11 protein-coding genes are annotated in these 11,927 nt (G+C 69.2%); 7 read left to right on the forward strand and 4 right to left on the reverse strand.

All coding sequences use genetic code 11. The features are described 5' to 3' along the window. Positions 1-12: 12 nt before the first annotated feature. The gene (gene tatB / locus RHOOR92_RS0113570; protein WP_027490495.1) at positions 13-456 is read left to right on the forward strand and encodes a Sec-independent protein translocase protein TatB; all 444 of its coding nucleotides are present in this window, start codon (positions 13-15) and stop codon (positions 454-456) included. Next, positions 443-1,201, forward strand: coding sequence for a twin-arginine translocase subunit TatC (gene tatC, locus RHOOR92_RS0113575; protein WP_027490496.1), 759 nt, complete (start codon positions 443-445; stop codon positions 1,199-1,201). Before tatB ends, tatC begins: the two co-directional genes overlap by 14 nt. A gap of 21 nt (positions 1,202-1,222) precedes the next feature. Here tatC and RHOOR92_RS0113580 read toward each other — a convergent pair whose 3' ends face one another. Further along, positions 1,223-3,397, reverse strand: coding sequence for a primosomal protein N' (locus RHOOR92_RS0113580; RefSeq protein ID WP_027490497.1), 2,175 nt, complete (start codon positions 3,395-3,397; stop codon positions 1,223-1,225). Between the two features lie 401 nt (positions 3,398-3,798). Beyond that, positions 3,799-5,001: a DUF3667 domain-containing protein gene (locus RHOOR92_RS0113585; RefSeq protein WP_015448859.1), complete on the reverse strand. Its 1,203-nt coding sequence runs from the start codon at positions 4,999-5,001 to the stop codon at positions 3,799-3,801. A gap of 106 nt (positions 5,002-5,107) precedes the next feature. On the opposite strand from RHOOR92_RS0113585, the gene RHOOR92_RS0113590 reads away from it, so the two are divergent. Continuing rightward, on the forward strand, positions 5,108-6,493 hold the full coding sequence (locus tag RHOOR92_RS0113590) for an MATE family efflux transporter (protein ID WP_027490498.1): 1,386 nt from the start codon (positions 5,108-5,110) through the stop codon (positions 6,491-6,493). A 37-nt stretch (positions 6,494-6,530) separates the two neighbouring features. Beyond that, a complete protein-coding gene (gene sppA, locus RHOOR92_RS0113595; RefSeq protein WP_027490499.1) occupies positions 6,531-8,411 on the forward strand; it encodes a signal peptide peptidase SppA in 1,881 nt (626 codons plus the stop codon). 11 nt (positions 8,412-8,422) lie between these two features. Here sppA and RHOOR92_RS0113600 read toward each other — a convergent pair whose 3' ends face one another. Further along, on the reverse strand, positions 8,423-8,632 hold the full coding sequence (locus tag RHOOR92_RS0113600) for a hypothetical protein (RefSeq protein ID WP_027490500.1): 210 nt from the start codon (positions 8,630-8,632) through the stop codon (positions 8,423-8,425). A gap of 88 nt (positions 8,633-8,720) precedes the next feature. Here RHOOR92_RS0113600 and RHOOR92_RS0113605 point away from each other — a divergent pair, with 88 nt between their 5' ends. Then, positions 8,721-9,503 (forward strand): SDR family oxidoreductase, encoded by a 783-nt coding sequence (locus RHOOR92_RS0113605; protein WP_007509797.1) that lies wholly within the window; start codon positions 8,721-8,723, stop codon positions 9,501-9,503. A gap of 9 nt (positions 9,504-9,512) precedes the next feature. Here the strand turns inward: RHOOR92_RS0113605 and RHOOR92_RS0113610 are convergent, their stop codons facing one another. Further along, a complete protein-coding gene (locus RHOOR92_RS0113610) occupies positions 9,513-10,451 on the reverse strand; it encodes a DegV family protein (protein ID WP_007509795.1) in 939 nt (312 codons plus the stop codon). A 46-nt stretch (positions 10,452-10,497) separates the two neighbouring features. On the opposite strand from RHOOR92_RS0113610, the gene RHOOR92_RS20005 reads away from it, so the two are divergent. After that, positions 10,498-10,698: a hypothetical protein gene (locus RHOOR92_RS20005; protein ID WP_231378391.1), complete on the forward strand. Its 201-nt coding sequence runs from the start codon at positions 10,498-10,500 to the stop codon at positions 10,696-10,698. Then, positions 10,698-11,489 (forward strand): AMP nucleosidase, encoded by a 792-nt coding sequence (locus RHOOR92_RS0113615; RefSeq protein WP_007509793.1) that lies wholly within the window; start codon positions 10,698-10,700, stop codon positions 11,487-11,489. Before RHOOR92_RS20005 ends, RHOOR92_RS0113615 begins: the two co-directional genes overlap by 1 nt. Positions 11,490-11,927: the final 438 nt, after the last annotated feature.

The following is an 11,927-nucleotide window of genomic DNA, read 5'->3' on the forward strand; positions in this document are numbered from 1 at the left end:
CAGGTTGCGGCGATGATCGAGATCAGCTTCGGCAAGCTGGTGCTGCTCGCGCTCATCGCGCTGATCGTGCTCGGCCCGGAGAAGCTGCCGGGCGCCGCGCGCACCGCCGGCGCCCTGCTGCGGCGCATGCGCAGCGGCTGGGACGGCGTGCGCGCCGAGGTGGAGCGCGAGCTGCAGATCGAGGAAATCAAGCGCGCTGCGCGCGAGGCCGCGGCGAAGGCGGAAGCGGCGCAAGGCGAACTGGACGCCACGCTGGCCCAGGTGCGCGACCTGCAGAACGCCGCGTCACCGGTTGACGCGGCGGCGACAGGCGAGCCGTCCGCCGCGATCGCCGGTTCCGCCGCCGCGCCGGCGGCGACCGCGGCAGCGGAACCGGACCGCGCCACCGGCGACCTGTTCGCCGATACCGCCGTGGCGGCGCCGGGGCCCCGGGAGTCGCCACATGGCCACGCCTGAACCCGAGGTCGACCTGCAACAGGGCCTGTTCTCGCACCTGCTGGAACTGCGCTCGCGCCTGCTCAAGGCCAGCGCCACCGTGCTGGTGGTGCTGCTGGCGCTGGTGCCGTTCGCCAACCGCCTGTACACGGAACTGGCCGCGCCGCTGGTGGCGCGGCTGCCCCAGGGCGCGCACCTGATCGCCACCGAGGTGGCCAGCCCGTTCGTCACCCCGCTGAAGCTGGCCTTCTACGCGGCGCTGTTCATCAGCATGCCGATGATCCTGTACCAGCTGTGGGCCTTCGTCAGCCCCGGCCTGTACCGGCACGAGAAGCGCCTGGCGCGACCGCTGCTCGCCGCGGCGCTGGTGCTGTTCTACATGGGCTGCGCGTTCGCCTATTTCCTGGTGCTGCCGGCGGCGTTCCGCTTCCTCACCGCGATCACGCCGCAGGGGGTGGAGATGATGACCGACATCACCCACTACCTCGATTTCGTGATGCTGATGTTCTTCGCGTTCGGGCTGTGCTTCGAGGTGCCGGTGGCGGTGGTGATCCTCGCCGCGGTGGGCGTCGTCGACCTGGACAAGCTGCGCAGCAGCCGGCGCTATGCCATCGTCGGCGCGTTCGCGATCGCCGCCTTCATCACCCCGCCGGACATCACCTCGATGATCATGCTGGCGGTACCGATGTGCCTGCTCTACGAACTGGGCATGCTGGCGGTGCGCTGGCTGGTCAAGCCGGGCTCACTGAAGCCGGACGCGGGCTGAGCGCGCTTCCATCCAGCCGGTTCAATACAGGTCGATCGGATCGACATCCAGCGACCAGCGCACCTTCCGTGCCGACGGCAGCGCGATCAGCGCCAGCTGCCACGAGCGCAGCCTGCCGTGCAGGGTGCGACGGCTGGCCGCCTCCAGCAGCAGCTGGCCGCGATGCCGGCCCGCACGCAATGGCATCGGCGCCGGCATCGGGCCGGCGATCTGCAACTGGTCGTTGACCGGCAGCGCGGCGTGCGCTGCGGCGAGGAACGCATCGACCTGCTCGCGCTGCGGCGCCTCGGCACGCAGCAATACCTGATGGCTGTACGGCGGCAGCTGGATCAGCCGGCGCTCGGCCAGCAGCTCGCGCGCCGCGGCGGCGTAACCGTGCGCCAGCAGGCTGCGCAGCAGCGGGTGTTCCGGCTGGTGCGTCTGCAGCAGCACGCGGCCGGGCTTGCGCGCGCGGCCGGCACGGCCGGCCACCTGCACCACCAGCTGCGCCAGCCGTTCGCCGGCGCGGAAGTCGATGCTGTGCAGGCCCTCGTCCACGCCGACGATGGCGACCAGGGTGAGGTTGGGCAGGTCGTGGCCCTTGGCCAGCATCTGCGTGCCGACCAGGATCGCCGGCTGGTCGTCCCGGAGCGTGGCCAGCAGTTGTTCGAACGCGTCGCGGCGGCGGGTGGTTTCGCGATCGACGCGCAGCACCGGCACCTGCGGGAACTGCGCGAGCAGCGCTTCCTCCAGCCGCTCGGTGCCCTGGCCCTGCGGCTTCAGGTCGCCGGCGCCGCAAGTCGGGCAGGCGGCGGGAACGCGCTGGCGATAGTCGCAGTGATGGCAGATCAGCTGGCGCCGGCCCGCGTGCAGGGTCAGCGGCCGGTCGCAGCGCGGGCAGCCGGCATGCCAGCCGCAGGCATGGCACAGCAGCACCGGCGCGTAGCCGCGGCGGTTGCGGAACACCAGCGCCTGTTCGCCGCGCGCCACCGTATCCGCCACCGCGCCAAGCAGCGCCGGCGACATGCCGTGCTCCAGCCGCTGTGCGCGCATGTCGATGATCTGCACCTGCGGTGGCCGGATCGCGCCGGGGCGCGCGCGCAGATGCAGGGTGCGGTAGCGGCCGGCCTCGGCATTCGCCAGCGATTCCAGCGACGGCGTGCCCGAGCCCAGCAGTACCGGCACGCCAAGCGCGCGGGCGCGCACCAGGGCCAGGTCGCGGGCGTGGTAGCGGAAGCCTTCCTGCTGTTTGTAGGCGCTGTCGTGTTCCTCGTCGACGATGATCAGGCCGGCCTGCGGCAGCGGCGTGAACACCGCCGAGCGGGTGCCCAGGATCACCCGCGCGCTGCCGGCGCGGGCGCGCAGCCAGGCGCGCGCGCGGTCGCCTTCGGACAGGTTCGAGTGCAGCACCTCGACGATCACCCCGAGCCGCTCGCGCAGGCGCCGCATGGTCTGCGGGGCAAGCCCGATCTCCGGCACCAGCAGCAGCGCCTGCCTGCCTTGCGCCAGCACCTGTTCGATCAGCGCCAGGTAGACCTCGGTCTTGCCGCTGCCGGTGACGCCATCGAGCAGGAACGGCTGGTACTGGCCGAGGCTGGCGCCGACGGTGACCACCGCCTGCTGCTGTTCGTCGCTGAGTTGCGGCGCCAGCGAGGGCGGCGACGAGCGATCGGGCGGCGGCCGTTCGCTCCGTTCGAGCAGGCCGGCCGTGGCCAGTCGGCGCGCCGCTTCGCGCCAGCCCGGCTGGCGCTCGCTCAACTCCTGCGCACTCAATGCGCCGGCAGCCAGCAAATCCAGCAAGGCCTTGCTGCCGCCGCGGCGGCTGCCGGCATCATGCGCGCTGCGGCCGGCGCCGCTGAGCGACCAGTATTCGTCGCCGATCGGCGGCAGCGGCTTCGCCTCGCGCAGGGCCAGCGGCAAGGCATTGGCGTAGGCCTCGCCCGGCGCACCCAGCCAGTAGTCGGCGGCCCAGGCCAGGGTCTGCATCAGCTCGGGGTCGAGCAGCGCGCCGTCGTCGAGCAGGCGCAGTACCTGCTTCAGCCGGCTGCTGCCGACTGCCGCCTCGGCGTCGATCGTCACCACCATGCCGACCAGCTTGTGGCGACCGAACGGCACCAGCACCCGGCTGCCCACGCAGGCCGCGCCCACCGTCGGCGGCAGGTAGTCGAACAGGCCTGGCAGAGGGACCGGCAGGGCGACGCGAAGAACGGCAGGCATGGGTTACCTCGTGGCAGGCCAGTGTAACGGCCGCCTCCACGCGGCCCGCGTTTTTGATGGCTGCGATGGCAGGTGGATCAGATCGGCCAAGTTGCGCGAACTTGCTGCCCGGCTATCGAGGAGTCATGGGTAAGTGACTATCCCCGGGGAGTTTTTGTGCTTATCCACAATAGCTGTGGATAAGTCTGTGGATGCAGCGGGGAAGGGGTGCTTCAAAGCGCACCGTGAAGCCTTTTCTGACACTCTGACGAGGTTTTGGTCACGTAAAAATGTCCTTGTCAGTCAATGGTCTGCAAATGCCGATCAGTCACGGTTCACACAATTGACGCACCGTCCCCGGCTGCCTTGACAGGCCCGTGACGCTGTGCAAAACCCGCTGCGCCAGGAGCCGCGAAACGGCCTCAGTGGGCCACACCAAGCACTAAAGCGACCAATAGGGCAAACATCAGCAGCCAGACGTAGCACCAGCCGACGAACCAGAATTTCAGCAAGGTCATCGGCCAGCCCTGGCGGTAGATCCGCTTCTGCATGATCAGCAGATAAGCGGGAATCCACAGGATCAGCGCGGCCTGTAGCCAGCCCAGCGCGTAGCCGGTCCACGCCGCATGCGGTCGCAGCCAGGTCGACAGCATGCCGACGAGAGTGATCAGCAACAGGCTGAGGAACATGAAAGCGTGGCTGTGCAGGGCCACGATCAGGTGCTCCATGTACAGCCGCCGGCGGAATACGTAGAACAGTTTCAGCAGGATGGCAAAGGCCGGGATCAGCACGAACATGGTCGGCGGCAGTGCGCCGAAGACGCCGTTGATCATGCGCTGCTTCGCTTCGGCGCTGGCCGCCGGATCGCCATGCTTGAAGGCGTGCCAGTTCTTTTGGAACTGGCGGCCCAGCGCGGTCAGGCGCGCGTTGGCCACGTCCGGCAGCCAGGCGATCCGGACCGATTTCGATTCATTCTCGAACGCCTTGCGTGCAGCGTCGCGCGGCTTGGTGTCGCTGCTGGCCTTCACCACCGTGGATGCTGGCGGCGAGGCAAGCGAGGCTACCGGCATGGGCGCCGCGCCGAGTGCGGCAAGGCGCCGATTGGCTGCCTGACGCAGTTCCTGCTCGCCGACGCGCGCCTGCTCCAGCACGTTCGGCGGCAGCACGCCGGTGTCCCGGGCGCGCTGCAGACCATCCAGTTCGTCCTGCAGCGCCTTGCGCACCTCGGCGGGGCTGGCCGCGGTCTCGATCGCCCGGCTGTCCACGCTCACCAGGGGATGGCCGTTCGCGGGGATCTTGTCGGCGACCTGGTCGATCGCCAGGTGGAATACGAAAAACGACAGCAGGCACAGCACGAACATCAGCCGGAACGGCGCGATGTAGCGCACCCGCCGGCCGGCGAAGTATTCCAGGGTGAGGAAGCCGGGCTTCAGCAGCAGCGGCGGCAGCGTGTGCACGATGCGGCCATCGATGTGCAGCACCGTCTCGACGGTTTCCTCGACCATGTGGTGCATCGGCTTCAGCACGCTGTGGATCGACTGGCCGCACTGGTGGCAGAACTCGCCTTGCATGGTCGCGCCGCAGTTGGCGCAGTGCAGGCCTTCGTAGCTGGTCAGCTGCTTCATCGCGGTTCCCGTCCGGTGCAGCGGGCGATCTTCGCACACGGCGGCGGCTCGGCGGGCGTGACGAATGGCTCAGGTAGAATGGCCGGCCCTGGAGTCCGCTGTGCCCATGAAATCTTTGCGTCCCGAACGCGCCCATCTGCTGCACGAGGTGCGCGCCACCGTGCGCCTCGCGCTGCCGCTGATCGCCGCGCAGCTGGCCGCGGTCGGCAGCAACGTGATCGACGCGGTGCTGGCCGGCCACGTCAGCGCGCACGTGCTCGGCGCGGTGGCGGTGGGCGCCAGCATCTGGTCGCTGGCGATCGTCTGCGGCATCGGCATGATGATGGCGGTGCCGCCGTCGGTGGCGCAGCTGGACGGCGCCGGGCGCCGCGGCGAGGTCGGCACGGTGTTCCAGCAGGCGCTGTGGCTGGCGCTGGGCATGGGCGCGCTGCTGTGGTTCGCGGTGCGCCACGCCGGGCCGCTGATCGAGCTGATCGGGGTGACCGCGAGCCTGCGCCACGACGTGCAGCGCTTCCTGCTGGCGATCAGCTGGGGGGCGCCGGCACTGACCTGCTACTTCGCGCTGCGCGGCCTGTCCGAAGGCCTGTCGCTGACCCGGCCGTCGATGTACTTCAGCCTCGGCGGGCTGGTCTTGCTGGTGCCGCTGGGCTACGTGCTGATGTTCGGCAAGCTGGGCATCCCGCCGCAGGGCGCGCACGGTTGCGGCGTGGCCACCGCGATCGTGCTGTGGCTGGAGATGCTGGCGTTCGGCGTCTATGTGGTCTTGCGGCGCCATTACCGCGGGCTGGGCTTGTTCGACCGTTTCCAGTGGCCGGACCTGCGCCGGATCGGCCAGCTGGTGCATATCGGCCTGCCGATGGCGGTGACCCTGCTGGCCGAGGCCGGGCTGTTCGTGGCCACCGCGCTGATCATCGCCACGCTGGGCGAGGACGTGATCGCCAGCCACCAGGTGGCGATCAACATCGCCTCGCTGTTCTTCATGATCCCGCTCGGCCTGGCGATGGCGATCACCGTGCGCGTGGGCAACGCGGTGGGCCGCGGCGACGAGCGCGGCGTGCGCTATGCCGGCTTCTGCGGGATCGGCCTGACCCTGGTCACGCAAATCTTCTCGGCCGGCCTGATGCTGGGCCTGCCGCACTTCATCGCGTCGTTGTACACGCACGAGCCGAAGGTGATCGCGCTGGCCGCGCAGCTGATCATGCTGGCCGGGCTGTTCCAGTTTTCCGACGGCGTCCAGGTCGCCGCCAACGGGGCGTTGCGCGGCCTCAAGGACACCCGCGTGCCGATGGCGATTACCCTGTTCGCGTACTGGATCGTTGGCATGCCGACGGGCTGGTGGCTGGCCTTCCACCACGGCATGGGTGCGCGCGGCATGTGGATCGGCCTGATCGCCGGCCTGTCGGTGGCCGCCGCGATGCTGTTCACCCGCTTCTGGCGCAGCGCGTGGAAACAGCGCTGGCGCGGTCACCTGCCGATGACCGCGTCGGCCTGACCGGCTACGCTTGCCCCGACGATATCCGGATACCCACATGACGCTGCCACCGCCGCCACCGCCCCGCCGCCACGGTTTCTGGGCCTTCCTGCGCACGCTCGGGCGCGGCATCAACCTGCTGCGGCTGGTGATCATCAACCTGGTGTTCTTCGGCGTGCTGTTCGTGTTGCTGTTGCTGGTGACCGCCGGCGTGGCCGGCAGCCGGATGGAACGCGCGGTGCAGGACGACAGCGTGCTGGTGATCCGGCCGCAGGGGCAGCTGGTCGAGCAGTACAGCATCGATCCGCTGCAGCGCGCGCTGGCCGGCCTGTCCGGCGAGCAGCCGAAGCAGGTGCAGCTGCGCGACCTGGTCGGCGCGATCGACGCGGCGGCGACGGACCACCGGATCAGCCGCATCCTGCTGCTGCCGGACGAGCTGCAGGGCGGCGGCTTTGCCGCGCTGCGCGAGGTCGGCGCGGCGCTGGACCGCTTCCGCGCGGCGGGCAAGCCGGTGGTGGCGTGGGCGGTGAACCTGGACCAGGGCCAGTACTACCTCGCTGCGCATGCCGACCGCCTGCTGGTCGACCCGCAGGGCGGCGTGATGATCACCGGGCTGGCCAACTACCGGCTGTTCTACAAGGATCTGCTGGACAAGCTCGGCGTCGACGTGCACCTGTTCCGCGTCGGCGAGTTCAAGAGCGCGGCCGAGCCGTACATCCTCGATCACGCCTCGGCCGAGGCCAAGCAGGCCGACAGCTACTGGATGGGCGGCCTGTGGGACGGCTACCTCGTCGAGGTGGCGGCCATGCGCAAGCTGGACCCGGCGACGCTGCGCGACGACATCGACAACCTGCCGCAGCACATCGCCAGCACCCAGGGCAACCTGGCCCGGCTGGCACTGGACCAGCACCTGGTCGACGGCCTGGCCACCCGCGCCGAGCTGATCGCGATGATGCGCAAGGAAGGCATCCCGGCCGACCGCAAAGGCCACAGTTTCCGCCAGGTCGACTTCGCCCGTTACGCGGCCGGCGTGCCGCATGCCGTCAATGCGTTCGCGCCCGGCGTGGCGATCGTGGTGGCCGAGGGCGAGATCGCCGGCGGCAAGCGCGCGGCCGGTTCGGTCGGCGGCGAATCCACCGCGGCGCTGATCCGCAGCGCACGCGAGGACCGCAAGACCAAGGCGCTGGTGCTGCGGGTGAACTCGCCCGGCGGCGAAGTGTATGCGGCCGAGCAGATCCGCCGCGAGATCGAGCTGACCCGCAGCGCGGGCATCCCGGTAGTGGTGTCGATGGGCGACGTGGCGGCCAGCGGCGGCTACTGGATCGCGATGAATGCGAACCGCATCTACGCCGAACCGAACACCATCACCGGCTCGATCGGCATCTTCGGCATGTACTACACGGTGCCGAACACGCTGGCCAAGCTCGGAGTTCAGAGCGACGGCGTCGGCACCGGGCCGATGGCCGGCGCGTTCGACATCAGTCGTCCGCTCGATCCGAAGGTCGGCACGGTGATCCAGGCGATCATCGACAAGGGTTACCGCGACTTCGTCGGCAACGTGGCGAAGGCGCGCGGCAAGAGCTACGAGGCGATCGACGCGATCGCGCAGGGCCGCGTGTGGACCGGCCAGCAGGCGCTCGAGCGCGGCCTGGTCGACCAGCTCGGTGGGCTGCAGGCTGCCGTCGCCGAGGCGGCCAGCGTGGCCAGGCTGGGCAAGGGCTATCCGGTGCGCTACGTGGAGGCGCCGCTGGGCGGCTTCGAGCGTTTCCTGATCGGCCTCAACCAGGGCGCCGGCGTGCACCTGCTGCAGTCGTGGGGCGTGCGCCTGCCGGCCTGGTTCGCCCAGCTGCCCGCGCTGGCGCCGGAGCTGCAGCTGTTGCGCAACGCGAAGGCCGGCACGCCGAACATCTACGCGGACTGCCTGTGCAGCCCGCGCTGAGGCGGTAGCCCCTACTGCTCCTGCGCCTCGATCTGCTTGCGCTGTTCCTCGGCCTGCTTGTCGACCGTCTTCTGCACGTCCTTGGCGCGCTGCTCGTCCGCCTTCAGCGCGTCGAACGGCGTGGCGGTGTCGGTCGCCGCCGGCTTGGCCTGGGGTTCCGGCGGCTTGCTGGAACAGGCGCCGAGGGCAAGGACGCAGAGCAGGAGCGGCAGCGGCTTCATGGCGGTTCTCGCGCGGGGTCGATGCGTCGAGTGTCCCGCCGCGCCCGGTCGCTGGCAAGGCATCGCCCGCGGGCTTTAAGCTGCACCCATGAACAGCCGCCTCGACGCCTGGCAACTGCACGGTCACACCGCCCTGGTCACCGGTGCCAGCAAGGGCATCGGCTACGCCACCGCGCGCGAGCTGGCCGGGCTCGGCGCCGACCTGTTACTGGTGGCGCGCGACGAGGATTACCTCGAGCAGGTGCGGGTGGAGCTGGCCGACGAATTCGCCGACGTCGAGGTGCTGGCGTTCGGCGCGGACCTGGCCGAGGCGGAGGAACGCCTGGCGGTGTTCGACTGGATCGCCGACCTCGGCGCGCCGGTGTCGCTGCTGGTCAACAACGCCGGCGGCAACCAGCCCGGCGCCACGCTGGACTATCGCGAGGACGACTACCGCGCGATCTTCGAGCAGAACCTGTTCTCCGCGTTCGAGATGTGCCGGTTGGCGCACCCTCAGCTGGTGCAGCACGCCAACGCGGCGATCGTCAACGTGGGCTCGGTCTCCGGCATCACCCACGTGCGCACCGGTGCGCCCTACGGCATGAGCAAGGCGGCACTGCACCAGCTCACCCGCAACCTGGCCGCCGAGTGGGCGGTGGACGGCATCCGCGTCAATGCGGTGGCGCCGTGGTACATCCGCACCCAGCGCACCGACCCGGCGCTGGCCGACGCCGACTATCTGGACGAGGTGCTCGAGCGCACGCCGCTGAAGCGCATCGGCGAGCCGGAGGAGGTGGCCGCCGCGATCGCCTTCCTGTGCCTGCCGGCGGCCAGCTACGTCACCGGCCAGGTGCTGGCGGTGGACGGCGGGTTCCTGAACTACGGCTTCTGAGCGGCGGCCTCAGAACTCCGCTTCGTGCTCCTCGGCGGCGAAGCCGACGGTCACCGCGCCTTCGCCCACGTTGACCATGCCGGTGATGCTCATCGGCGCCTCCATCAGCTCGACGCCGCATTCCGCACAGGCCTGGCGCAGCTCGATGTAGCCCGGCAAGTGGGGCAGCACCTCCAGGTCGCCGCCGTAGCTGACGCAGACCACCGGCACCATCAGGCCGGCGCGCACCCGCCGCGTCACGTAGCCGAACAGCGCCTCCGCGCCCTGGTCGAAACCGCGCACCTTGCCGACCGGGCTGGTCTCGCCGCGGAAGCAGCGCAGGATGGGCTTGATGTCGAGCGCGGTGCCGACCACCGCGCTGAGCAGGCTGACGCTGCGGTCGCCGCGCTTCTTGATGCGGTTGCGCAGGTGGATCAGGTCGCGCGGCAGCATGTAGCCGTAGCTGTGGCTGGCGATGTGCACCAGGCGTTCGCGGATCGTCGACGGCGACTCGTTGGCGGCGATCAGCCGGGCCGCTTCGTAAACGGCCGGGGCGGCGCCGGTGAAGACGTTGCCGGTGTCCACCACGCGCATCATGAACGGTCCGGGTACGCCGGCCTTCTCGCGCACCTGGCGGTAGTTCTTCAGGATCGCGAAGCTGGCCTTGTTGACGTGCTCGTTGATCGGGCTGCGGGTGGCGGTGATGGTCAGGCAGAACACGCAGTCCTGTTCCAGTACCAGCTTCTCGAGGAACAGCTTCTGCACCTCTTCCACCGGGCAAGGCTCGGTCTCCGCCGAGTGGCTGCGGCTGCCCAGGCGGCGATCGATGAAGCGCTGGATCTCGGCCGGCTTGCGGTCGTCCATGAAGACCTCGCTGTCCACCCGCACGGTGATCGGCATGATCGCGATACGGTGCTTCTGCAGAAACTCCTGCGACAGATCGCAGGATGCATCGATTGCCAGGCCCATCCTCATCACGTGACCCCCCGATCATCAATGGCAGGAGGAACATAGCATGCTGGCCGTGATCGGGCATTTGTCCGATGGTCGCACGGCGGCGGCCGCAAGCCGGGGGCGACGAGGCATCCGCACGGCGGCAAGCCGGCGCGTCGGCATGATCGCCGGGCGTGGACGAACAGGCCCTAAGATGGCGCCACTGATCTGGCATCCCGCCGGCGTGGCGTCGCCGGCAACGCGATTCGGGCAAGAGCTCTGATGAAAAGCAAACAGGAAATCGTCTCGAACTGGCTGCCGCGCTACACCGGCACGGCGCTGGAGCAATTCGGCGAACACATTCTGCTGACCAACTTCGGTCATTACGTGGAGCTGTTCGCGCAGTGGCACGGGGTGGACGTGCAGGGCCGCGACCGGCCGATGCCGAACGCCACCGCCGACGGCATCACCCTGATCAACTTCGGCATGGGCAGCCCCAACGCGGCCACCATGATGGATCTGCTCGGCGCGATCGCGCCGAAGGCCGCGCTGTTCCTGGGCAAGTGCGGCGGCGTGAAGAAGAAGAACCAGCTGGGCGACCTGGTGCTGCCGATCGCCGCGATCCGCGGCGAGGGCACCAGCAACGACTACCTGCCGCCGGAAGTGCCGGCGCTGCCGGCGTTCCAGCTGCAGCGCGCGGTTTCCACCATGATCCGCGACCTCGGCCACGACTACTGGACCGGCACCGTGTACACCACCAACCGGCGCGTGTGGGAACACGACGACACCTTCAAGGCCTACCTGCGGCGCACCCGCTGCATGGCGGTGGACATGGAAACCGCGACCATCTTCGCCGCCGGCTTCGCCAACCGGATTCCCTGCGGCGCCCTGCTGCTGGTGTCCGACCAGCCGATGATCCCGGAAGGCGTGAAGACCGAAGCGAGCGACCGCACCATCACCTCGCGGTTCGTCGAGGCGCACATCAAGATCGGCATCGAGGCGCTCAAGCTGGTGCGCCGCAACGGGCGCAGCGTGAAACACCTGCGCTTCGAGGCGGATGTCGAGACGGACTGAGCCTCGCGGATGCGGCAACGGGGCGCTCGGCCCGAACTCGGCATCACGCTGCGGGGTTGTTGTGCCATCAGGGACGGTTGCCGGGGGCTGCCGTGTCGGATTCTGCCGTCAGGGCAACCGACCAGCTTCGGACACCGCCCTCGGCGGCCCCTTGCCACGGACAGCCGTCGCTGGCGGTGGTGGGCGTCGGAGGGGTGGTTGCGTGCCGAAGTGCAAAAAGTTTCGTATTGAGAATGTTGACAATACGTAAACGCAAAGTAATAAAGTAGCCGTCGGAGGGCCGGCAGCGTGGGCGAATGATCGACCAAACCGCAGGACGCGCAGAACAGTCATTGGGCCACCCGGACAGGGTGTGCGTTTGATATGGGTTCACACAAGTGTTATCTGCCTGTTAGTATCGGCCCGGTTTGGGGTTCGTGAGTCTGAAGTCCACGGGTC

This window comes from Rhodanobacter sp. OR92 (genome assembly GCF_000427545.1).
GTDB classification, from domain to species: domain Bacteria; phylum Pseudomonadota; class Gammaproteobacteria; order Xanthomonadales; family Rhodanobacteraceae; genus Rhodanobacter; species Rhodanobacter denitrificans.